Source organism: Pseudoalteromonas sp. S16_S37, from assembly GCF_014694405.1.
In the GTDB taxonomy this organism is placed as follows: domain Bacteria; phylum Pseudomonadota; class Gammaproteobacteria; order Enterobacterales; family Alteromonadaceae; genus Pseudoalteromonas.
Genome location: NZ_JAAUWV010000062.1, coordinates 1 through 23,722 on the forward strand (window position 1 = coordinate 1; position 23,722 = coordinate 23,722).

The 23,722-nt window shown below is 41.4% G+C and carries 24 protein-coding genes and 1 pseudogene; 5 read left to right on the forward strand and 20 right to left on the reverse strand.

The features are described 5' to 3' along the window. Nucleotides 1-277: 277 nt before the first annotated feature. The 4 genes from HC733_RS23660 to HC733_RS19010 form a co-directional block, all read right to left on the reverse strand. Nucleotides 278-400, reverse strand: a complete 123-nt coding sequence (locus HC733_RS23660) for a transposase (protein WP_190366572.1) — start codon at nt 398-400, stop codon at nt 278-280. Between the two features lie 235 nt (nt 401-635). Beyond that, nucleotides 636-1,463 carry an ATP-grasp domain-containing protein gene (locus HC733_RS19000; protein ID WP_190366573.1) on the reverse strand — a complete coding sequence of 276 codons (828 nt, stop codon included), beginning with the start codon at nt 1,461-1,463 and terminating at the stop codon, nt 636-638. A gap of 142 nt (nt 1,464-1,605) precedes the next feature. After that, on the reverse strand, nt 1,606-2,175 hold the full coding sequence (gene efpL, locus HC733_RS19005; protein ID WP_190366574.1) for an elongation factor P-like protein EfpL: 570 nt from the start codon (nt 2,173-2,175) through the stop codon (nt 1,606-1,608). A gap of 99 nt (nt 2,176-2,274) precedes the next feature. After that, nucleotides 2,275-2,445: a YqaE/Pmp3 family membrane protein gene (locus HC733_RS19010; protein WP_446727646.1), complete on the reverse strand. Its 171-nt coding sequence runs from the start codon at nt 2,443-2,445 to the stop codon at nt 2,275-2,277. A 538-nt stretch (nt 2,446-2,983) separates the two neighbouring features. Between HC733_RS19010 and HC733_RS19015 the strand changes: the two genes are divergently transcribed. After that, nucleotides 2,984-3,397, forward strand: coding sequence for a hypothetical protein (locus HC733_RS19015; protein WP_190366576.1), 414 nt, complete (start codon nt 2,984-2,986; stop codon nt 3,395-3,397). Nucleotides 3,398-3,450: 53 nt separating this feature from the next. Here HC733_RS19015 and HC733_RS19020 read toward each other — a convergent pair whose 3' ends face one another. The 11 genes and pseudogenes from HC733_RS19020 to HC733_RS19065 form a co-directional block, all read right to left on the reverse strand. Beyond that, nucleotides 3,451-4,164 carry a hypothetical protein gene (locus HC733_RS19020; protein WP_190366577.1) on the reverse strand — a complete coding sequence of 238 codons (714 nt, stop codon included), beginning with the start codon at nt 4,162-4,164 and terminating at the stop codon, nt 3,451-3,453. Further along, nucleotides 4,154-4,921, reverse strand: coding sequence for a hypothetical protein (locus HC733_RS19025; protein WP_190366578.1), 768 nt, complete (start codon nt 4,919-4,921; stop codon nt 4,154-4,156). The genes HC733_RS19020 and HC733_RS19025 overlap by 11 nt, the downstream gene beginning before the upstream one ends. Further along, the gene (locus HC733_RS19030; RefSeq protein ID WP_446727647.1) at nt 4,908-5,243 is read right to left on the reverse strand and encodes a cupredoxin domain-containing protein; all 336 of its coding nucleotides are present in this window, start codon (nt 5,241-5,243) and stop codon (nt 4,908-4,910) included. The genes HC733_RS19025 and HC733_RS19030 overlap by 14 nt, the downstream gene beginning before the upstream one ends. Before the next feature lie 11 nt (nt 5,244-5,254). Then, the gene (locus tag HC733_RS19035) at nt 5,255-6,589 is read right to left on the reverse strand and encodes an ATP-binding protein (RefSeq protein WP_190366580.1); all 1,335 of its coding nucleotides are present in this window, start codon (nt 6,587-6,589) and stop codon (nt 5,255-5,257) included. After that, entirely contained in the window at nt 6,573-7,229 is a 657-nt protein-coding gene (locus tag HC733_RS19040) for a response regulator (protein WP_190366581.1), read from the reverse strand. The genes HC733_RS19035 and HC733_RS19040 overlap by 17 nt, the downstream gene beginning before the upstream one ends. Next, nucleotides 7,226-7,879, reverse strand: coding sequence for a tetratricopeptide repeat protein (locus HC733_RS19045; RefSeq protein WP_190366582.1), 654 nt, complete (start codon nt 7,877-7,879; stop codon nt 7,226-7,228). The genes HC733_RS19040 and HC733_RS19045 overlap by 4 nt, the downstream gene beginning before the upstream one ends. Next, nucleotides 7,876-8,679, reverse strand: coding sequence for an SDR family oxidoreductase (locus tag HC733_RS19050; protein ID WP_190366583.1), 804 nt, complete (start codon nt 8,677-8,679; stop codon nt 7,876-7,878). Before HC733_RS19050 ends, HC733_RS19045 begins: the two co-directional genes overlap by 4 nt. Next, nucleotides 8,679-9,362, reverse strand: coding sequence for a TenA family transcriptional regulator (locus HC733_RS23255; protein WP_238937626.1), 684 nt, complete (start codon nt 9,360-9,362; stop codon nt 8,679-8,681). Before HC733_RS23255 ends, HC733_RS19050 begins: the two co-directional genes overlap by 1 nt. Before the next feature lie 30 nt (nt 9,363-9,392). Then, nucleotides 9,393-10,832, reverse strand: a pseudogene (locus tag HC733_RS23260) (AMP-binding protein); the annotation flags it as partial. Next, nucleotides 10,829-11,473, reverse strand: a complete 645-nt coding sequence (locus tag HC733_RS19060) for a thermostable hemolysin (protein WP_190366585.1) — start codon at nt 11,471-11,473, stop codon at nt 10,829-10,831. The pseudogene HC733_RS23260 and the gene HC733_RS19060, both read right to left, overlap by 4 nt. Nucleotides 11,474-11,570: 97 nt before the next feature. Then, complete coding sequence (locus HC733_RS19065; protein ID WP_190366586.1) at nt 11,571-14,495, reverse strand: bifunctional diguanylate cyclase/phosphodiesterase; 2,925 nt, start codon at nt 14,493-14,495, stop codon at nt 11,571-11,573. Between the two features lie 177 nt (nt 14,496-14,672). Here HC733_RS19065 and HC733_RS19070 point away from each other — a divergent pair, with 177 nt between their 5' ends. Continuing rightward, nucleotides 14,673-15,290, forward strand: coding sequence for a chemotaxis protein (locus HC733_RS19070; protein WP_190366587.1), 618 nt, complete (start codon nt 14,673-14,675; stop codon nt 15,288-15,290). Continuing rightward, a complete protein-coding gene (locus HC733_RS19075; protein WP_190366588.1) occupies nt 15,287-16,021 on the forward strand; it encodes an MBL fold metallo-hydrolase in 735 nt (244 codons plus the stop codon). Before HC733_RS19070 ends, HC733_RS19075 begins: the two co-directional genes overlap by 4 nt. Nucleotides 16,022-16,040: 19 nt before the next feature. On the opposite strand, the gene HC733_RS19080 is transcribed toward HC733_RS19075, so the two are convergent. Next, complete coding sequence (locus tag HC733_RS19080) at nt 16,041-16,388, reverse strand: VOC family protein (protein ID WP_190366589.1); 348 nt, start codon at nt 16,386-16,388, stop codon at nt 16,041-16,043. Between the two features lie 163 nt (nt 16,389-16,551). Between HC733_RS19080 and HC733_RS19085 the strand changes: the two genes are divergently transcribed. Continuing rightward, a complete protein-coding gene (locus tag HC733_RS19085; RefSeq protein WP_190366590.1) occupies nt 16,552-17,742 on the forward strand; it encodes a cellulase family glycosylhydrolase in 1,191 nt (396 codons plus the stop codon). A 93-nt stretch (nt 17,743-17,835) separates the two neighbouring features. Here the strand turns inward: HC733_RS19085 and HC733_RS19090 are convergent, their stop codons facing one another. From HC733_RS19090 to HC733_RS19105, 4 genes are all read right to left on the reverse strand, one after another. Further along, a complete protein-coding gene (locus HC733_RS19090; protein WP_190366591.1) occupies nt 17,836-18,243 on the reverse strand; it encodes a phosphate ABC transporter substrate-binding protein in 408 nt (135 codons plus the stop codon). Between the two features lie 9 nt (nt 18,244-18,252). After that, nucleotides 18,253-19,446 (reverse strand): porin, encoded by a 1,194-nt coding sequence (locus tag HC733_RS19095; RefSeq protein WP_190366592.1) that lies wholly within the window; start codon nt 19,444-19,446, stop codon nt 18,253-18,255. A gap of 213 nt (nt 19,447-19,659) precedes the next feature. Beyond that, nucleotides 19,660-22,170 carry an ABC transporter permease gene (locus HC733_RS19100; RefSeq protein WP_190366593.1) on the reverse strand — a complete coding sequence of 837 codons (2,511 nt, stop codon included), beginning with the start codon at nt 22,168-22,170 and terminating at the stop codon, nt 19,660-19,662. After that, nucleotides 22,160-22,873 carry an ABC transporter ATP-binding protein gene (locus HC733_RS19105; protein WP_190366594.1) on the reverse strand — a complete coding sequence of 238 codons (714 nt, stop codon included), beginning with the start codon at nt 22,871-22,873 and terminating at the stop codon, nt 22,160-22,162. The genes HC733_RS19100 and HC733_RS19105 overlap by 11 nt, the downstream gene beginning before the upstream one ends. Here HC733_RS19105 and HC733_RS19110 point away from each other — a divergent pair. After that, on the forward strand, nt 22,872-23,522 hold the full coding sequence (locus HC733_RS19110; protein WP_190366595.1) for an arylesterase: 651 nt from the start codon (nt 22,872-22,874) through the stop codon (nt 23,520-23,522). The genes HC733_RS19105 and HC733_RS19110 overlap by 2 nt on opposite strands. Nucleotides 23,523-23,722 lie beyond the last annotated feature (200 nt).

The following is a 23,722-nucleotide window of genomic DNA, read 5'->3' on the forward strand; positions in this document are numbered from 1 at the left end:
ATTGCGATTAAACCCAGAACTTTACTTGCCTTGGAACTATAAATCACAACGCATAGACTAAATTCTGGACTCAAGCATATTTTTGATGGTGAGTTACGCTAACTTGCCGTAAGCTCACAATATATTTTGGTTGACTTACCGCAACGGCTTTTACCTATAGCTTGCTCTGCTTGTGAGCTTATATTAGTACTGTCATGATGAGCTTTAACAATACTATCATCAAGAAATAGCAACAGAGAGTCATTAAGACGAGAGAGGAATTGAAAAATCTCTATCATCACGCTTTTTTAGGCCACAAGTTGAATCGCCTAAATACAGTACTCCAATCGCCAAATTCACTAGGTAAATCTCGCCATGGTATTCCTGTTCTTAAACGGCACAAAATACCTTCAAGTGTCATTTTATTTTCAGGTTATTTATAATCAATACATTATTCTTGATAGCACAGTTCCAGCTATCACCTGTTTGCATTAGTCTAAACATTTGGGGAAGCTGACCCAGAAATTTTGGATGAGTTTTTAGCGATTGAGCAAGTGTTTTTGTCAATTGCACGCAAATATGCTGATTGATGATGCCTATCTAGAACAAACCTTAAATAAAATTAATGTTCGGCCTTTTCTATCAACCTAGCGACTCTATCCACGCTTGTTTAGCTGTGTAAGTGCATGCTTATAGAGCTCAATAACAGGCTCAGAGCTATTGTGTTCAATAAAGTTATTAAATTGCGGGGAAGCATTTAACTCAATCAAATAGAGCTCGTCTTTATCATCAATGATGATATCGTATCCTACCCAGCCCATTGGAAACTCATCGTAAATAGGTTGTACAAAGTCAGCAAGCTGTTGAAATAATGCCTTATCCGTAACTAGTTGCGCTTGTTCACCATGCTCCCAATATTTAACATTAAAGGTAGCGGCGGCACTGCCACGCTGATAGGCAAATATTGGTTTACCATAAGCGCATAACAGTCGATACTCGGATTTAGTTGTCACAAATTCTTGTGCAAGTGCGATGTAGTCGTAACTTTTTGATTGATGATTGAATATGTCCTGAAATGCTTTTTCAGTTTCTAATGCATCCGAGCATAAAAATACATTCGTACCTAAAGCACCTTTATTTTGTTTAACAACAATAGGATAGGTAAAATTATCGTCGATACGTGCAAGCGCAGCAGCAATACTATTGCAATGTTTATATTTACTGTATTTAGAAGAGACATTAAAGTCCAAAAAATCAAGCGTCTTTGGGACACGCACAACATCTTTTAGCAATTGATATGAGTGACTTTTATCTTTACAGATGCAAAATGCAGCTTCAGTGTTAAAGGGCGTTTTATTCAGTTCAAAATATTGCCAGCCATTGTCCATTTTTACACGTACAAAGTTATTGTCTAAGTCTATAAATTCATAGCTAAACCCTAACTCATCACACGCTTTTGTAAGGCTCTTTATATTATTTTCCATACCGTTGTTTGATCTCGTAATGTGAATGCTGCAATCTAATTTTGTTTAAGCTCAACGATGTGGCGAGTCGTTGCTCTTGTTCAAAGTTACATTTTTGAGGTTGCAAGCACACGTCTGTATATTGCAACCCCAATAAGCAAAATTACTCAGCGCGTCCCATGAACTTTTTCTCATCGGTATTGATACGGATTTTATCGCCCGTTGAGATATGCTCAGGCACCTGAACTACTAAGCCAGTAGTCAAAGTTGCAGGTTTTGTGCGTGCACTTGCTGAAGCCCCTTTCATTGACGGAGAAGTCTCAGTAATCACAAGCTCTACACTAGACGGTAAGTCAATAGATACCGGTGCCCCTTCAACAATAACAGCCAATAGACCTTTGGTGTCTTCACTTACAAAAAGAGCTTGCTCTTCAATGGTGCTTTTGTTTAAAGAGTAAGGTGTGTAGTCTTCTTCATCCATAAATACATACTCGTCTCCATCTATGTAAGAAAACATAACAGGACGACGAACCAAATCGGCTAAATTTAGCATTTCATCGGCTTTAAAAGTTTCATCTACTTTTGCGCCATTAACTACATCGTACATGCGCATACGGTACAAGCTACCACCCGCTCGGCCTTGAGGCACTGAACGTTCAATATCTTTTACGATCATTACACGATTGTTGTATTCGATGGCTGCATGTTTTTTAATTTCACTGGCCTTAGGCATAACTATTTTCTCTTAATACTATGTTGGCAAAAACTACCGAGATATTGCCATATAATCATACTCTAAGGCCAGATAAATTGAGTGGGTTCGCAATGTTTCCTAACGCAGAATCAACCAAAATGCATGGATAATACCAGGAACAAAAAATAGTAAGCTGAGTAGGATATTAATCACGAGATCTTTACCCACCCCATTGTTCAACGCCACTGCAATCGGCGGAAATATGATTGCCAATATAATTAACACCAGTTTATTCATCGTCTTCTCCATAATTATGAATTATTTGGGCACGTCGTTATGCTGCTCTTCCTGCCAACTAGCCCAATTTAAGGCTAATCCAAAAAACCACCTTTGCAACTTCAATAGCCAACTTATTACGAAATAAAAAGAAAAAGGCACTACTAAGCTCAGTGCCATTCTAAAAAGTGAAATAATAGATACTTAGTTTGTAAACCTGCCATGAGACAAGAGTGCCAACAAAAGTAACTCACAAAGCTCTTGGCTCTTTTAGAATAGGTATGTCTTGGGGAAAATTTCACGTCAGCAGAGGTTTTAGATACATTCTATTCAATGGTATTTTAGCAACTAGTTACTGCCAACCTTATACTAGGGTACAAATCTTGAGCATTCGCCATAACATATCATCTAGGCGTCAATTCCTTTTTTCACTTCAATGTTACGGGTTACGAACTCGGCACACCTTCAAAAATAAATTAATTAATATTGCGGTATAATAGAATCACTAAGTACCCACAATGCAAACACTCAATACTATGAAAAGTGTATTAGCCTTTGATGAGACTTAAGTATGATAAATGTATCTTTAAAAACGCTATCCATTACTTGGCTGTGCATGGCTACATGTTATGTGATTTTTACATATTATTCAGAGCTAACTTTTAGTGTTAAGTCATTACTTGCGTCGACGGTAATTATTTATGTGCCATACCTGTTGCAAAATCAAAACCCCAGGATCATTCGTGAACCGATAAAACATGTTGTATTTCAACAAGGGTATTTGTACATCGAACAACAAAAAATAAACGTAGAAAGTATCAATAGGGTTGTACTTAGCAAAACGCCACAATTTGCTACCTTCACTTTACCGTACAACTATGGCAATGACGGGAAGCTAATTGGGTTTAACTTCCCTAATGGCGATTATGAACTATTTAAAAGCTACTTAAGCAAACATATTCAGAATGTTACTTTCATTGACTAGTGGATGGATAAAAACTGAACCATCCACCGAAAAACGTTGCCATTACTTAGATATTAAAATTCAAACTCTAATGCCAATCTAAAGCTATGATCTTTGCCGGAGTGCGATATTTCACTCACAAAACCCGCTTCCCACTTTAATTGTCTCTGACCTTCAAACCGATACAATCCGATGACCGCAGGGCCAATTCCAACAAAGTCCTCTCCACTGTAGATCTCAATTGCTGGTTGAAAAGCAGGTGCAAACCGATAACGCAGCTGTGCTCTAAATTCGCTTTCCCATTCATTTTTAATCTCTGAGCCCCACTCTCTAACTGCAAAGGCATTCATAGTGAGACTCACTTTTCCTATTTCTTTTTCGAATAGAACACCAACGGTTGCTTCATAGGCAGATGTTTTATGCTGCTTTTCAAGTTCAAACAACATCCCCCAATCCGCCCAATAACGCCCTTGCTCTACCATCTGCCAGCGCGCTTCAAGCTCATACGCTGCTAAATCAAAATTATCTAGCTGGTCACGCTCACCAATCATATATCCTTCAACTGTGACAGTCTCTGCTATGGCCCAACCAAGTCCCGCACGCTGCGCTAATACATTGCCCTCATCCGTTTGGCGTGATAACCAACGCCATTCAACCTCTCTTTCAAAAGGCAGCACATAAGGATGATATACTTTATCAACTACCATCCCATCAGCACGGCAACCCCATGAGATTGCGCCCAATAAAGTTATTAGAAGCAATAGTTGAATTTGCAGCTTATTGGTCATGCTCTACCCCCTTAACAGAACCTTGCTCAATGAGGCGCATGCGCCAAATAATCACACCTGCACTCAGGATCAAAGCAGATGTAAAGGCAACTAAATTTGCGTAACTTGGCGTGGCTTCATACCCTAACAACGCTTTGAGCAACCGACCTGTAATGCCGTACTCATCTAACAAAAAACGCAGGTCAAACACCGTTTCACTACTAGGTAGCAAGTCTATTTGTGCCGCTAAATCAACAGCATTGGCCACCTTACTCGCGCTATGTGCCGACAATAACGCTAAAACAACCGCCCAGGCTCTATGGGCTTTGAACCAAGCCAAGGTAAAAAATAATAAGGTACAAAAGCTTAAGCAAATCCCCAGCCCAAGTATTGTTCCAATTACAATGCCTTGCTTGGTGTCTAACTGCCAGTAACTACTTACATACATAACAAAGTGACTCAAATACATGACACTGGCCAGCACAATGGCTATTTGTTTATACACACGCCCTCCAAAGCACAGTACAGCTACAACACACCCATAAATACCCAATAATAATAGGATCTTGAATATTTCTAGGCCCTTGTAGTCAAACCACTGACTGATGGTATCGGCAAAGCCCAAGAACACCGCGCATGCTAACGCACAGAGTAAGAGAGTTGGTAAAAAAGGTAACTTTTCACTAGCTTGACCAAAATCACTATGATGCAGTAGCACCCATAGCAAGGCTAAAGGCAAGAACTGATTGATACTAATAATCACACTATTGAGTAGCATCAGTGCTCTCCTTTGCAATCACCACACCTTGCGCAGTATTAGGCGAAAACTCACCGAAAAATCGATACTCTCCGACACTAAGCGGGCCGATATAAATGATGCTTTTTCTTTTTGGAAACAGCACCTTCTCGCGATTCAAGTCAAAGCTATCGAACTCTTCAGCTGTTTCATCTTGATTATCAATAATTAGTCTTACCTTTTTCCCAGCAGGAACGTCTACCTGCGCGGGAATAAACAAGTGGTTTTTAAGAACAATAGTGACAGAGTCTGTGGCTGCAGCTTTAACTGATGTAAACATCCCAAACAACATACAAAAATACATATAACTCCTTGTTATTCGCATGTATGCTCCTCTGGAAATTCAACTTGTACCTGCAAGCCACCTAGTTGTGAACGGTCAAAACGTACAGACGCACCATAAATCTGAGCTATTTGCTGTACTATGGCCATACCTAAACCTGCTCCCTTTTCTCCCGAAGGGTGTTTATCTCCACCCACTCGGTAAAATCTATCAAAAATACGTGCTATCTGGGTATCATCCATACCAGGGCCAGAATCTTCTATCGTCCACACAATTTTGCTGTTCAAGCAAGTGATCGACAACTTCACATAGCCATCATTTGGGGTATATTTTACCGCGTTACTTAGCAAGTTAATAAACAGCGTGTTGAGGGTAAACTCACAGCCTCTAAGCCAATATTGCTGCGCATCTAAGCTGATTTGAATGTGCTTTTGCTCTATTCGTTCGTACAACTGAGCGACCACATTTTGACTGAGTTCAGTGATATCAATGGGATGAAAGTTTGTGCGCCAACGATCAGGTTCAGTTCTGGCTAAAGTGAGCATTTGTTCAACGATATGATTTAATTGCTCGATACCTTGCTGCATTGCTTTTAAGCTTGGGTGCTGAATATCATTAGATAAATTATGTAAGTTGATCTTCAAACTACTGATAGGGGTTTTTAGTTCATGCGCTGCGTCTGACGCAAAATAGCGCTCACGCAAATAGGCTTTCTCAACTTTTGCAAAAAGACTGTTGAGTCGCTCGATCACCGGGGCTACCTCGGCATCTTCGCTCTCAATTTCTAGTTTCGTAAAGTCATTTGCTTGGCGCTCTTTAAGCTCATTTGACAAAGTTCTCAATGGACGCAGCGCTTTGCGGATATACCAAGCAATAAAAATGGCCAGTAGCGGCGTAGCCAAAACCAGCGGGGTCATAGCAGATAAAATCAAACTTTCAGAAAGCATAAAGCGCTTGTGAATAGGTTCAGCCACCATTAAACGCTTGTCATCCTTGTGTAAAACAAACGTTCTTAACCTAGTTCCAGATATATTTTGGGTGGCAAACCCAGGCTGCTCTAAGGACGATATTGATAAGTTTTTTAGTAACTTAGCAGAGTAAATTTGGCTTTGCTGCTGCCATAATTGGGCAAATAAATCACTTTGTTCAGGCCAGTTACGTACCGGTGTCGCTATCAATACATTTGCCATACTCATCAATTGTATATCTAATTGCTTTTGCGCTTCATCCATACTGCGCTGATAACCATTCATCAGTGCCATAAATGCCGTCAGAATAACGCCCGACAGCAGTATCATCGTCAGCCTTCGGCTTATTGATAGACGCGCTTTTTGTTCTTGCGCATTTACATTATTTAGCAACGACATATCCTATACCGCGCAAAGTTTTAATGAAATCTTTAGGCAGCTTTTTTCGTAAATGATGTATATGGACTTCAATGGCGTTTGAACCCAGCTCCTCACCCCATTGATACAGTTTACTTTCTAATTGCGTTTTCGATAAAACGCGACCCGCGTTTTCCATCAAAGCTTTTAGCAGCATAAACTCTTTGCGTGGCAAAATCAGTGGCTCTCCCTCCACCAGAGTTTGATGGCTTGCCAAGTCAAGCTGTACATTCTGACACTGCAAAGTACTACTTGTTTGGCTACCCAAACGTCGGCTTATAACGCGCAAACGTGCAAATAACTCTTTGGCTTCAAAAGGTTTGGGTAAATAGTCATCAGCACCAAGATCTAAACCTGTGATTTTGTCTTCAATAGAGTCTCTGGCAGTTAAGATCAATACGGCAAGCGCTAAATGTCGCTTTTTAATCGCTTTTAACACCTCTAGGCCATCCCCATCGGGTAGGCCTAAATCCAAAACCACAAGCTCAATTTCGTCATTATCCAGCATGCTCTTGGCCATACTGACCGTTTGAGCATGCTCCACCGAGTATCCCTCTTTTTGTAATGAGTGTATCAGCCCTTGAGCAAGCAATGCATCATCTTCAACAAGTAATAGTTTCATCGTTTATGTTTTAGCTTTCTCTCTACTTTTGCGATTAAATTATCAACCTCTTGTTGGCGATACAGATCTGCTTTTTCTCTGCCCAACCTGGCTGGCGCATTTTTTGCCTTTTTTAAGTGCTCTAACGCTTCTTTATACTGCTTTTCATCATAAAGAAATTGTCCATAAAAGTAATTAACATCTAGTCCAGTTGGATTAATTTTTAAAGCTTTATCAAACAACTTTTGCGCTTTTTTATCGCTACCAAAGCCAATTGGCCAGCCGGGAACTTGGCTATAAAGCGTACCAAGGCTAGTCAGCGCGGAGCCGCTTAAGGCTGACTCATCGATTTCGATGGCCGCTTCCAACTCTGCTTTAGCCGCTTTAGCTAGGCCGAGCGCACCAAGCCCGCCTTTGGCTCCTGCATAACTTGATTGCACAATACCATGCCAGATATGACTCTCGGCCTTGTCTGGATAGTTAGCGACCAATGATTGGCTGTCTTTAACTAATGCTTCAAACGCTTTTTCTTGCGCCTCATCTTGCAGCTCGTAATTAACACTTGCCCACGCTTTTTGGATGGCGCTGAGCTCCTGGTTAAAATCCGCATTTGCAAAGCCGCTAGAACTTACAAGCAGTGCTGCAAGTATCACTGTTTTAAATTTTTTCATGAGGATGACTCCTTAGTATTAAGCTGGCAACTAATATAACTTTTAATAATTTTTAACTGCTTGATGATGGCGCTATCGACTAACTCAGGCAGCAAACCATTCACTCTTGCAAAGAGCTTTTCAGGAAACCCGACCACCCAACGGCGTTTTTTACTATTTAGTAAACGCATAAAGTTGTGGGCCACTTCCTCTGGGGTATCCATTTTGTTTCCTAAAGCACTGTTTAATGCTCTTACGTTTTCTGGGTTAATGCGGGTGTCGGTTGCGCGCGGCGCAAGATACTTAACTGCAACTTGTCCATCTAGCTCTCTGGATAACGCTTCACTAAATCCACGTAGTCCAAATTTGCTCGCACAATAAACACTTTGATACGGATAGCCGATGTAACCAAATGCCGAACCAACATTAACAATTGTGCCTTTAACGCTGCTTAATTGTGGTAGCAGATGATGCGTCAACAACATAGGCACCAGCAAATTAACGTTTATTTGCTGTTGAATTTGTTCTAGCTGTTCATTTTCAAACGAACGCATCTCGTTACACCCAGCACAATTGACGAGCAATGCGGCCCCACCTAGGGTCATAGCATGCATCGTAACGCGTTGACCGCTTCCAGGTTGGGTTAAATCTAATGCCAAGTATTGATGTTCCTCGCCTAAAGCGCGCTGCAGAAGCTGCAGTTTATTTTCGTCGCGACCGAGTAATAAACAACGCCACCCAGCTTGGCTCAATTGCGTTGCGATTGCCGCACCGATCCCGCCAGAAGCCCCCGTTATAACCGCAAGTTTTTGTTTATCCATTAGCTGGCCTCCTGCGTTAAATCAATGCTAGGTTGCGCCTCAATGCTTCTAAATACATCACCATAAAGTCGATAAAAGCATCTTGCACTGTGAATGATCAGTTGCCGCTCTTGTTGACATTCAATTTTATTCATTAAGCCTTTGAAAAAGTCGATATGCTCAATATCCAAAGCACCGTGAGAGGTTAAATAACTGAATGCTTTTTGCGGTAAATTAAGCTGTTTACCAATACTTTGCGCTGCTTGATCGGCTAAAGCGATAGACGTACCTTCTAGCACATTAACCATCCCAAAAAAGCACAATGGATTAACACGATTAATACTGTCGTATGCATAACTGACCATCAGCTCAGTAGCGAAGCTTGGTGCTGAGTGACGAACAGCCTCTTTATCAAAGCCACACTGTGCTAAGTCATTCAAGATCCATTCTTGATGCCCCATTTCTTCTTCAATATAGTGACCAATGGCTTCACGTAGCCACTCTTTCGATTCATCTAACTTGCTACCACAGGCCATCAATAAAGGCACCGTGTGTTTCACATGATGATAAGCTTGTTGTAAAAATGAGCCATATTGACCGAGTGTGATTTGCCCTTCAAAAACATCTTTAATAATTGGAGCAGATAGAAGGTACTCACGTTCAGTCTGTGTTTGTGCTTGTAATTCATCATAAAAAGTAGTCATCGGTTTCTCCTGCTCGAAACTGTATAAAGCGTTAATTTGTGGAGCATAAAAGTGTGCTATTGCCTCTCGTTTAGGTCGTCCGTTTGCACTGAGTAGTCCAGCTTGCGTGCTCAAAGGCACATCTAGACGATGCCAGCGCGCAACTTGCGCGTAATCGGGCAATAAGCGATTTATGTCTTCAACATGCTGTGAAAGAAGGTCGTTAGAAATATTTTCCGGCGCCCATATAAGCGCGCATAGATAAGGTTTAGCTTCACCACATACCACCACTTGTATGGGAAAGCTGGCATTTTGCAATAAAGACTCCGGCCATTCAGGGGCTATATTTCGGCCAAAGCTATTGATTATTTGGTTCTTTTTCCTACCAATAATGGTTACCGTGGTAGTTCCCGTTTGTTCCTCTACATTGACTAGATCCCCGGTTGCATACCACTGCTCCTTAGGGTGCGCAGCTTCGCCTAAATAACCTAAAAAGATCGGCCCTTTGATGTATAGCTGGCTTTCAATCGTTTTAATTTGTATATGGTCTAACGGCGCACCGACCGAGCCATCTTGCTGCGCTTTAGTGTTTAAGCACACCACCGAACTTGCCTCCGACAGGCCATATCCTTGAAAAACAGGCAAGCCGAAGATTTTTGCTTTTTCCAGCATACTCTTAGAGACATGTGCCCCTCCCACCGCAATAAAGGCCAAACTGCTAGGTGGTTGCCAGCCTTGCTCACATGCTAATAACATAAATTTCAAAAGCTCTGGCACTAAAATTAAGCTGTTAGGTTGATATTGCGAAATAGCACTAAGTAGTGCTTCGCCATCTTTTAACTGGCTACCGCAAAAGCCAAGCTTTTCGATAGGCAATACTTTTACCTGCCCACCGCTTAACATTGGCGCATAAACACCAGCGATGTTTTCCAGTAATACTCCCAGTGGTAATACACATAAGTGCTTTGGCGCACTTAAGTTAATACGCTCACACAAGCTTTTAGCCACAGCCAATTGGCTATCTAAAGACAAACACACACCTTTAGGCTGACCAGTCGAACCTGAGGTAAAGGTGATCTTTTGCGTGCCAGCAAATAGCGCAACATCATCTTGCTTTGGCAAGTAGTATACCCACAGTTTTTGCTCAAACACGGTTAAGGTATCAAGCGCTACATGGGCTTCTAACTCGCTCTGTGAAATGAATAATTGCGCACCCGCTTTTTGTATCGCAAAGTCACACTGAGTTTGGCTAAAAAAAGTTGGCAAAGGTAAAACTGCACTGCGGGTTAAAGTTAAAGCAAGGTCTAATGCTACCCACGTAAGGCCGTTGGCAATATTGTGAGCAACACAACTCACTTGTTGAGCGTTAATAAACTCGGCAAGTAGCTCAACCTGTAAGATAAGCTGCTTGGCGCAAATATGGTGTTGTTCATCAACGAGTACAATCTGCTCTGGGGGCGTATCTTTAAGCTTTTGAATAAGTGCATTCATGATTGCAATCCTAAAACCAACTCATTGACCTCATTAGAGTATTGCTCTGCTAGTTTGCTATACAATTTGGTCGTATCGATCACTTGCTGCACATTTTCTAAGTCGACCACACATACTTTTGGGTCAGCCTCATAGTAACTACCATAGTCTTTGGCGCTCTCAACTTTGTTAGGCTGTGCAGGCGTTAGTTCACAAATTGGCACCTGACACAAAGCCATCAGCTTTCTTACTTGCACCGTACCTGTAAATGTTAAAAACCGAATGTGCTGTGATAAAAGTGCTTGAGCAGCCACAATAAAGTGTCCAAGGGTTGCACTGCGGTGCGTTGAATACAAATTACCTAACTCTGCAATTTCACTGCGGCGGGTGCATTGTGGTAAGAATGTCTCTATCGGTTGCTCTAAATACTGCTCCACAAATAGCGGCTCGGCAGCAGCAATACGCAATCCTAAAACACAATAGCCTTGAGGTGTATTTAAACGGCTCAACAGAGGATAAAACTCGTGTATGTCGGCAGCATATGCTTTTGCAAAACCAGTTTTAACTTGCATTTCCAGTTCTAAACGGCCACTTTGGTTGTATTTAGCCCAATGCAAAGCGCTCGAAGGCATCGTTAAATCATGAATTGTCATTGCACTCATTTGGCAACTCCCCTAGTAGTGATATGTTTAATCTAGGGGAGCAAAATTAAGTAAACCTTAAGGCTTGTTAATTTTTAATATTTTTTTGAAATGTGCTTTATTGAAGTGTTCTTGTGTGGTTTATGCTCAAGCCAGCCATAATGATTGAATCGATATCGGCCGCTGATTTGGGTTTAGAAAAATAGTATCCTTGCAATTGCTGGCAGCCGGCTTCTGCCAGTATGTTTGCTTGCCCCTGACTTTCTACGCCTTCCGCTACACAATTTACATGTAAGCTTTTAGCCATATTAACAATAACCAATGCAAGTTCACCTTTTTTGCGACTCTCACTTAAGTCTGCAACAAATTTTCGATCAACCTTAATCGTGTCAAAATTCAGATCTTTCAAATAACTGAGGCTCGAATAACCGGTACCAAAATCATCAATCGCAATACTAATCCCGCGCTGTTGAATTTCAATCAAGGTTTTTTTCATGACGTCTAAATTGGAAGCAAGGGAAGATTCGGTAATTTCAATCTCAAGGTTACTCGGTGGAATATTATTCTTCTCTAAAAACATCAAAATTGTCGTTATAAATTGGGGGTCAACTAACTGTGAGACACTCAGGTTAACACTCAGCACCAACTCTGGCATTTTCTTTAACCAACTTGAAAAATCAACAAATGCTTGAAGTAATAGTTGGTGTGAGACTTTATCAATCAAATTGGCTTCTTCAGCAATAGAAATAAAGCTCTCAGGTCCTTTGACCTTACCTCTATGATGCCAACGAGCAAGCATTTCTAACTTTTCTAACAAAAAGCTCTGAGCATTGACCACTGGCTGATAGTAAGGAATAAACTCTTTGTCTTTCAATGCATTTGCTATAGCGGCCTCTTGCTCAATGCGCAGCTCTGCAGCGTGGTCAAGCTCTATGCTGTAAAACTGATAGTCACTTTTACTGACTTTTTTAGCTCGATACATGGCAGTATCTGCATGTTTCATCAACATTTCTGGAGACCCACCATCTTGCGGATACATCGCTATTCCCGCGCTAATTGATAATTCAACTTGCACTTTCTCTAGTTCATAACAACCAGAGACAATATTAAGAATTTTATTCACTACCTTAGCTACTTGATGTTTGTCTTTAATCGCATCAAGTATCAACACAAATTCATCGCCCCCCATACGAGCCACAGTATCAACACTTCTGACGCCATTAGTAAAACGACTGGCTACTTTTTTTAACATTAAATCACCAACATCATGGCCTAACGAGTCGTTAATTTTCTTAAAGTTGTCTAAATCAACAAACACCACAGCAAACTTGTGCCCTTCCCTTTGTGCTCGTATGCAAAACTGGCCTAGTCGCTCTTGTAATAACAACCTATTTGGCAATCCGGTTAGAATGTCATGGTGTGCCATATGAGTTAGTTTTCTCGACATGATACGCGACTCAGTGACGTCTTGAAAAACCATTACGGCTCCCGCAATCTCGCCATTTTTTAGGTAAATAGGGGAAATAGAATCCTGTATCGCAAACTCAAGTCTTAAATGATTTTTAACGCACGTTAACTCTGGCAAGCTCATTAGTTGATTATTCTTGATACACTCATCGGTGAGTCCGGTAATCGCCTTTTTAGTATCTTCATTGTAAAGCGGCATAACTTCATCAAACGGCAAACCTTTAACGTCTCTGGTGAGCTTTGCTAACACTGCTTCTGCAACTGGGTTCATATAGGTCACTTTGCTATTTACATCGGTACAAATCACACCATCACCAATTGAGCTGAGTGTTACTTCAAGTAGTTCTTTTTCTTGTTCCAACACATCTGCTAATTCTAATTGTTCTGATATATCGTGTAAAAAACAGACCGTTAAATAACCGCTATCACTTTCAAAGACGGTTGCTTTTAAATCTGCAGTTATCTTTCTCGCGTTGCGGCCGATGATCTCCAACCCACTTTCAGAAAATTTGTGCTTATAATCCAGTTTGTTAGATAAAAAAGATTGCAGACTTGGTTCACTTAAAAAGAGCGTGACATTTTTACCTTGTATTATGGGTTTATTTAACCCTACTGCTGACAAAAACCCTTCACTAGCGTCTATAACAATTCCGTTACTGTCTAGCACTAAAATAAGTTCAGGGCTCAGTTCAAAGGCTTGTTTATTGAAGGTTTTAAGTTTTTTTAAGCGCGTAATTAAACGAGCAATACTTTGTTTGTATCGACACAGACTTGTGGCAATCAAGAGCCCCATCACCAAGGTTAAAAACAAAGTACTCCCTAGTATCAGGGTGTTTTCCTCTAGATACTGCAAATTGGCATAAAGGATAATATAAGCAGCGCCTCCCAATAAGTAGCCAAGCAAGGCGAGTAATGTGCTCCCATAAGCAATAGCAGATAAAACTAACAAGGCGATGGTTGCAATAATAAAAAGATGCCATGACATAAAAGATATAACTACTAACGAACCGACACACAGCAAAGCAACGCTCACCTGAGAAACCGTGTATATCTGCGCAAGAAAATACTTCCCCTGCTTAACATAAGCAGACAAGAAAGGTACCCCCATTAACAGTGCAAGAACATTACCGAATAGCCAATGTTGAAAAATTTCCAACCAACTATAATGACTAAAACTGCTTACAAACGCTGCACTTACGGCCCCCATAACGAATGAGGGCAACACCAAAAACAACATCACTCGACCAGATATAAGCTGTGGAGGGCTTTGCATCACATCAAGTTTAACTTTTTCTCGTAACAGCTCGCAAAGGATGAACGCCGCCACAAGGTTCATTAGTATTAAGCCCATTGCAACCACACTGTGCAAAGCGAGGTAAAACACAAGGGTGCTCAGTACTGCGGCGACGGCTACAAACGTGCACAACCTGATACGCACAGGGTGATTGATAACTGCGCCCATTAACCATAAACCACCACCACTTAATGATGCAATTGTCAGTTCAGAAGGGGCCTGATATAGCGCGGCCATAACAATTGTTAAATAACCCAAAACCCAAACGAACAGGTGTTTCATGTTGGTCAACCTAACCTTGGTTTAAAAAGCGGGAAGTATTGCTAAGCCTAAAATATGAGACAGGGATACCGATTAAGCAAGTTTAAGCGCGGGATCTGAGCGTTTTAAAAGGATTTTTTAGGCGAAAAAATTAAAAATTATCTATGCTCTAGAAAATGCAATCTCTGAGTATGTTTGATGTTTAATCAAAATGATGCCACTTTGGCCATTAAAAACTTCGTTCGTGTCGCCAACATCATTGCCAACCTCGACACCATTTTACAAGAGGCCAAAAACCTCTCTTTGACGGCAAAAAATGCGCGGGTAGTTGCACTGCGTGCTGGCGACTCTGCATTTGGTTTTAAACCGATAACCAATTTCATCGATGAGTTTTCTGAACTTACCATCAAAACAACAAAAAGTATTTCTTTGCTCTCAAGCAACTTATTTGCAATCGCCCTATCCGTGGTCAGACATAGTGACTTTCAACAACGACTCAACATGGCGGCACAAAAATCAGAGCATGCTGACATTCACCATTTACAACAACAAGGCCGCTTAGAGTTAATCCGTGCAGTTAAACAGCTGGAGTCTGCCATTATTCATTTAGAAGGGTATTTTGACGATATTTTAAAACAAATGCGAAGCGCAGAATACATTGCCGTGACCAGCCGCGTTGAAGCGTCAAACGCTGGGGAGTTTAGTGAAAGCTTACAATCAGTTTCAAATTTTATTGCTGGCGCTGCAAAAAATATAAAACATGCTATCAATGAAAATTTAAGAGAAATTAACCAATTAAGAGGGGCACTGCGTTGAAATCAACCGAAATCTATAGCTCCACCACGCATTCATGGATAGTGCTGGGTCGAGACTCACAAAAAAGCGAAAAAATCATAGATACCAACCAATACTTAATTAAAAGTGATGACGAAGCTATTATTCTCGACCCTGGTGGAATAGAGTTATTTTCACCAATGCTGGCTTGTTTATTGAAGCACGTAAAGCTTGAACAGATAACCACGCTGTTCGCATCTCATCAAGACCCTGACATTATCTCTTCTTTGGGGCTTTGGGATAAAGCGCTGCCACAAGCTACATTATACGCGCCGTGGCTGTGGGAGGGCTTTATTAGACACTTCGGCATGGACAATATTGACTATCAACCAATTAAAGATGAAGGCTCAGAGATAAAAATTGGTAAAGCAACCTTGAAGTTTATTCCTGCACACTACTTACATTCCTCAGGTAACTTTAATGTTTACGACCCCAAAGCAAAAATTTTAATGAGTGGTGACATTGGTGCGGCACTTGAAAAAAATGAACCCCCCATGTTTGTTGAAGACTTTGCCAGTCATATAAAGCACATGGAGTATTTTCACCGTCGATGGATGCCCTCTAATCGTGCTAAAAATAACTGGATATCCCGCATTCGAGAACTAGAGATAGACATGATGGCACCGCAACACGGCCGCATATTTAAAGGTGAGATGGTACAAGAATTTTTAGAATGGTTTGCAAGACTCGATGTAGGTAGTGCGAGTGATTAACTCGCACTACACATGCAAATTAGGATGCTGTCCATACCGCTAACTCATTGCCACTAGGCTCAATGAAATGAAATCTACGTCCTCCTGGGAAACTAAAGATTTCTTTGCAGATTGTGCCACCTGCTTGCTTAACATTATGCATTGTTTGCTCAAGTTCATCGCTGTACAACACAACCAGTGCACTGCCATTAGCAGTATTTGATGCAAGCTCACTGCGAAAAAAACCTCCATCCAAACCTGAATTACTAAACGCTATATAATCAGGACCATAGTGCTCAAATTGCCACGCAAAAACTTGCTTAAAAAACTGCTCCGTAGCGGCTAAATCAACGGCCGGAAACTCAACATAATTGATGTGATTTGTCATAGTTATCTCCTTATAGAAGTCATTTTAATAATCTGGCAAACACAACTTGTTGAGCGCTTGCAGTCAATATTGTGTTCATTCACCTTAGACCAATGTCTATTGATCAAAAATCCAGCAACCCTTACATTGGACTTGATACAACATGTAACTATAGGAGATCACTATGATCAAGAAAATTCTGACTATTTCAAGTCTGCTGTTTTTGTTATTTTTTTATTCAAATAGCCACGCCAGTATTTGTACGGGCGAAAATGAATATCCAAACTGGCCGAGAGCTAACTGGGCAGGCGTACCAGATCATGCTCTTAATGGCGATAAAATGCATTACAATGGGGTGTTATACCAAGCTAAATGGTGGACCAATTCGCTCCCCGGTAGCACAAGCGCTTGGCAAAAGCTCGGCCTGTGTGAGCAGGCTCCACCTGTTGATGGCGCATTTAGCAAGTATGGCAAACTGAGTGTTTGTGGAAAAACACTGTGTGATAAAAACAACAACCCTGTGCAACTGCGCGGGATGAGCTCTCACGGTCTACAGTGGTTTGGTTTAAACAAGTGCCTAACACAAGGCTCTTTAACCGCTCTGGCTAAGAACTGGCGCGCAGATATAATCCGCTTAAGCCTCTATGTTCAAGAAGGGGGTTATATTACAAACCCTACAGGCTTTACCCAACAAGTTAATCAGCTGATTGCCTTAGCCAGCGATTTGGACATGTATGTACTTGTTGATTGGCACCAACTCACACCTGGCGACCCTAACGATAACCTAGAGTACGCAAAGCGATTCTTCCAAGACATTGTTGATGCCAACAAGCACCGCGATAACATTATTTACGATATAGCCAATGAACCTAACGGCGTAAACTGGCAGCGCATTTATGACTATGCAATACAGATCATCCCCACTATCAGAACGTTAAAACCCGATGCTGTAGTACTCGTTGGCACTCACGGTTGGTCAACGTTTGGGGCATCCGACGGTGGCAGCTATTTAGATGTGCTCAACAATCCTCTGCCATTTGACAATATTATGTATACCTTTCATTTTTATGCTGCATCGCACCTAGATTTTCATCGCGATATGTTAGACAAAGCATCAAACGTACTTCCTGTATTTGTTACTGAGTGGGGAACGCAGGATTACAAAGGTGAAGGGCCAAATAACTTTGCAAGCGCACAAGCTTACCTAGACTTAATGGCAAGCAAAAAAATAAGTTGGACTAACTGGAATTTTTCCGATGATTGGCGCTCGGGCGCGGTATTCAAAGTAGGCGCTTGCCAAGCAGGTATATTCGATGACGCACAGCTCAAAGAAGCAGGTATTTGGGTAAAGCAACAAATAGCCATCGGCCGATAAAAAGCATGTAATTTAGCTAACCTGAACAGGAGTTAGTTATTACCATTTTAATTGGTTACTTGCATAGCGCTATGCAAGTAACCAAACGAGCGATTAGAATTTACCGACAACTTTTACGTTACCAGTTACTTTTGAGCTGTCTACATATCCTATTGCATCCGCATTAGCAGCTACAAAATCAATCACAGCTTGCTCACTGTCTAGTGCTTCAGGAGGCGTACCTTTACCCGTAAATATCAGCTTTGACCAATATGCTTTATATTGACTGCTCGATTTTCCCAACACATTAGCTGTAAATTCATCCACTGTACTACCACTATTAAGCCCTACTGCATTCACTTTTGTACCATCACTGAATGATTTTGTTTTTCCAAGATAAATTTTTGCTATCGCATCTTTGTCAATGGTCGCACCATTGCTTGGATTGACAATAACAGTTACTTCGGCCTGTGCACTGACACTGATAGCTAAAAACATACATGCTGCAAAATATTTTTTCATGTTTGCCTCCTAAAATACCAAGTCAATAGCAACCGCGATAACATCGTTATCTTGATTTGTTAAATCATTGTCTTGACGGCTCCAATCAATCTTAAAGGCAGCAGATGGATGAAAGTCATATCTAGCCCCTATCGTAAGTGTGCTTGTATCTACATGAGTCGCTTTTAACGCACTATTTAGAAGGTTTCTCACTAATGGGGCATTTGGATTACTGGGATCAGTGGATAGAGGCACCGTTGCCCCATTAGCCAATGTGATTGTTGCAGGTACTTTGTTAAAACGACTATCCGGGTGTTTGTCGTCATTTCCCTCATAGGTTAAATGAACCGTCCAATCCTGCATTCTATACCCAACTGAAACATAGTACTGAGACTGCTCAGGCAATAGGCTGTCTTTGGCTTCAATTTCTGTATATTCTCCATCAAGAAGAAAGTTATTGTAATCAATCGCGAATCCAAGACCCAAAAATGTGCCATCATCTTTATCAATAGCCAGTTTGTTTAACTCTTCTTGCAAGCCATAAGTTTTTAATAACGTGGACAAACCAACCAAAGAAGCCGAGTTATTTAAGCTAATCGTTGTTTCACCAACCATGTATGAAGCACGCAACGTTAGCCAATCTTTAGACAAAGTCCAGTTTAACCCTGTGATGTCGTTGAGCTTGCCATCATCTTTGTTCGTGATTGCTTTAAAATCACCTTCAGCGCGACCATAAACAGCTTGAATGGCCGAATCCCAGCTTCCTAGAGTTGATGTATATAAAACACTGATACCAGTAGGCGCTGGCGTGCTTAAGCTGTAGACCGACGTTGGTGGGCGCACCCAGCGATAAGCATAACCTACTTCAATAAAATCGGAGTACCTGAACAAAGGGAGTCTCATTCTGCCTGCGCTGATACGTAAATTATCACTCACATCATAGCTAATATAGGCCCAAGCAAATTCAGCGTCATAATCTTCGTTGCCACGCGCAACTAGCTGACCTGTAGCACTAAGACCATCACCTAAGTCAGAAGTAATTTGCAAAGCAACCATACTTTCGTTGCTAAATGATATGTCATCTTCATAATCAAATAGCTTCATATTATCGTCGGTTGCCTTTCCTGCGACAATCGAGGCAAATCCGTTGATCCGTATATCGGCTCCAAATGCAGTCCCATTTACGGCACAGCATAAAGCCACAGCTAATAATCGTTTTTTCATAGTGTCATCCCAAGTGATAATTAATAAAAATAAATATCGACTTGAGTATAGGAGTCAAATTCGCTTTTAACGTAATAATGCTAAAAGAAATTTTCGCTTCGAAAGCACTTTTTAAGCTGGTGTTTTACGAGCTAACAAGGTTTTATTCGCCGCCAAAATAAAACAGCCCTCATGCAAAGAGGGCTATTTACAATGATGAAACTGATAATCAATTTAAGCGAGCTTTCGCAGTAATCCTTGTGTATTCTGACGCATTGTTTTAGCAACCATAAAGTAACCAATGGCAGCCACAAACCCTGCTCCCGTAGCGGGCCCGAGAGCCCACACATACGGATGCATTTTTCCATCAACATCAAATAATTGCTGCTGGATCACTAATAATGTGACGTCACTGACTAAAGCTGCGACAAACCCAGCGATTGCACCTAACAATAAGAACTCATATAAGGTTGCCAGTTTAATAAGCCTTCCCCTTGCACCGAGTGTGCGTAATATCACTACTTCTTGCATTCGCTCAGCGAGGCTTGCTTGAACTTGCGACACCAGCACTAACGCGCCACTAACCAGTACAATCGCTAACACAAACCCTATCGCCAGCGACACTTGCGCGATAATAGATTGTGCTTGCTCTAAGCGACTTTTTATATCAATCATACTGATCGTAGGATAGCGCTGTAACATGCGACTTATCGCTTGCGTATGACTATCATCCAACTTAGCGGCGCTAAAATAAGTCACAGGGATCTTGCCCGCCATATTTGGGCTCAAAATCATCACAAAGTTTGGCTTTAATGTGCCCCAATCTACGCTTCTAAAACTTGTAACAACCGCATCAAAACGTTGCTCATTTACTAAAAAGCTAATTGTATCGCCCAGCTTTAGATCCAAGCGCTCTTGCCAACCATCAAATACCGATACTTCGATTTGCTCACTTTGAGGATTAGTATCAAACCATTTTCCCTCAGTGACCTCGTTTCCCTCAGGAAGCTCTGTCAACCATGTTAAATTGGGCTCTCTATTTACGCCCTCTCGCTCACCTTCGCCCTGTTCTTCACCTTCTTGACGCGACACTCTGCGTGCTAATGCTTCCCCATTAATGGCGTCAACACGCGCATTAAACACAGGGAAGAATGCTTCGTGCGTAATATTATTTTGCTCAAAAAACTCATCGAGAGGTTGCACTTCATTTTGGCCAATATTAATTAAAAACATGTTTGGCGCATCCTTAGGTACTTGCGTTTGCCAATCCGAAATCATGTCATTTTTCAGGACGACCAAAAACAGCATCAGCTTAATTGCCAACGCAAAACTAATGAGCTGAATAGCGTTCGCATTGGCACGCTTTTGCAACGTTGCAATAGCCAATGACCAGCTAGACCCAGGACTTAGACCAAGCTTTCTGCCAGCACTGAAAATCAAGCGAGACAAAATAAACAACACGGCAATCACGACCAATGTTGAACCGAACAAAATAAGCGTTGTGAGTAATTGCCCACTAAACATCCACATCAATAAAAATATGGTAATTAAAGACAAACAAATATGAATACGGCTTAAAGCAAGCTTATCGCCCAAACTGCGGCGCAAAACGCGCAGTGGTGGAATATCGAACAAATCTAATAACGGTTTTAGCGAGAACATCAATGCACATACCACACCGATAAAAATCGACAACAACCATGGTTTCAGTCCTACTGGCGGTAATTGTGCGTCCATAAATTTCGCTAAATATTCAGCGCCAAAGTGCTGCAGTACAAAGCCAATTAACAACCCAACAATGATTGAAAAACCCGTTACTAAACTCAGATGCAGTAAGTAGATATTGCGAATAACGCGACGACTGCCACCTAGCGTTTTCATCATTGCCACGGGGTCATATTGGCGTTCACAATAACGCTTTGCCGACACTGCCATTGCGACCGCAGCGAGCATAATGCCAAACAGACCAGCCAATAACAAAAAGCGCTCAGCACGTGCCAAGTTATCACCCAAAGGAGATTGCCTGTCTTTTACTCCCTGCCAAGACTGATTGGCTTTTAGATTAGGCTTAAGCCAAGTATAAAAGTCACTTAATTGTTGCTCTTCACCTGCGAACAACAAACGATGAAACACACGACTTCCCGGTTGCACCGCCTTAGTTGCTGCTATATCTTCATAATTCATTAGTACCCGTCTATTACCCGCAAGTGAGAAAAACGGCGCATCAGGTTCGCTCACCAAAACCTTGGCGACAGTAAAAATACCTGCTCCTAGCTCCACTTTATCGCCAACTTGCAAAGCAAGGCTATAAAATAAGCCCTCACTTAACCAAACTTGCCCTTTGTCTGGCGCCCCGCGAATTTCATAAAGCGTGCTATTCAAGTCATCTTTTAATGTCACTTGTCCACGCAACGGGTATTCTGATGACACCGCTTTGATAGAGCCTAGCACCAGCTCATCGTTGGCAAACAGCATGGAATCAAAATACAGCATTTTTGCTGTTTGCAATCCAAACTCAGCACCTTTTGCAACAATACTAGAGTCAAAAGCATGATTACTCGACAGGCGTCTGTCAGCCGCTATGAAATCACTGGTTTTTTGTTCTATGTTCAAACCTATTCTTTGCGTGACAGAGGACAAACTAAATACCGTCAATACAGCCAGTGCAATTGCCGCAAAGATGATTGAAAGTTCACCTCTGCGAAATTCTCTGCTAAATAATTTATATGCTAACTTAACCCACATAAGCTTTAGCTCCGTCACGGATCGTTTCTAGCTTACCAGCTTCGATGTGAATGATGCGATCACATTGTTTAGCCAACTGCTCATCGTGAGTAACAAGTATCAAAGTTGTACCATTTTGTTTATTCAAGTCGAACAGCAGTTTTTCAACCAAATGGCCATTTTTGCTGTCTAGATTTGCCGATGGTTCGTCCGCAAACAGCAGTTTAGGTGTGCCGATAAATGCTCTGGCAATTGCTACGCGTTGTTGTTCACCCCCTGATAGTTGCGAGGGATAATGGTCCAAGCGATGTGATAAACCTACTTTGTCTAATAATGCTAATGCTTGTTGTTTTGCGTTGCTATCTCCTGCCAACTCGGCAGGCAACATCACATTTTCTAAAGCCGTTAAGCTTTGCACTAACATGAAAGACTGAAATACAAAGCCGACTTTTTTTGCCCTTAATTGCGCCCTAGCTTCTTCATTTAATTGACTTAATAGCTCACCATCGATGCTTACATCCCCTTGGCTAGCAACATCCAATCCGGCCAACAAGCTAAGCAGTGTGGACTTACCAGAACCTGACGCTCCAACAATAGCAACCGACTCTCCCGACTTGACAGAAAAATTGATATCACTGAGGATAGTCAGCTCGCCCTCTAGGGTATTTACAGACTTTGTAAGCCCAGTGACATTAATGATATTTAACTGAGAAAGTACTGACATGACGCGTTTTTTCCTAAAGTTTTTAGTGTTTTTTGTGCTTGTGCTTATGCCAATTTGCAGTTTCGCCAAAGACAAAATCATGATTATTGGAGATAGCTTAAGCGCAGGCTATGGCGTTGAACAAGCACAAGCTTGGGTTAATTTGTTACAAAATAAATACGATTCACAGCAAAAACCGATCGATTTAATTAATACTGCTATCAGCGGACAGACAACAGACAACGCATTATTTAAAGTTGATGCGTGGCTCAAAGCCCACAATCCTAGCCATGTGTTAATTGAATTAGGTGGTAATGATGGTATTCGAGGTTTTCCTGTCAAACTTTTGCGACAGCATCTCATTGAACTTGTAACCAAAAGCCAACAAGCGGGTGCTCATGTTGCGCTGATGGAAATTCATATCCCACCAAACTTAGGACCACGATATACCACAATGTTTACTGAGAGTTATAAAAAGGTGAGTGATGAAACCGGCGCTTACTTAATGCCTTACTTCATGATACCCATTGCGATAAAACCTGAACTCATGCAAAAAGATAACTTACATCCAAACGAGCAAGCTCAGCCGTTGATCAGCGATTTTATGGAAAAAGAGATTGATACTTGGTTGATGAAAACCAAAAGCAATAATGCCAATGCGCTTAACTAAGTAGTCTATTTTGAGGCAAGAAAGACTTGTGATTTAGTTACTCTAAATGAGAAATTTTTAACGCAGCTAGCGTCGGTTTAATCGTGAGCTTACGGCAAGTTAGCGTAACTCACCATCAAAAATATGCTTGAGTCCAGAATTTAGTCTATGCGTTGTGATTTATAGTTCCAAGGCAAGTAAAGTTCTGGGTTTAATCGCAA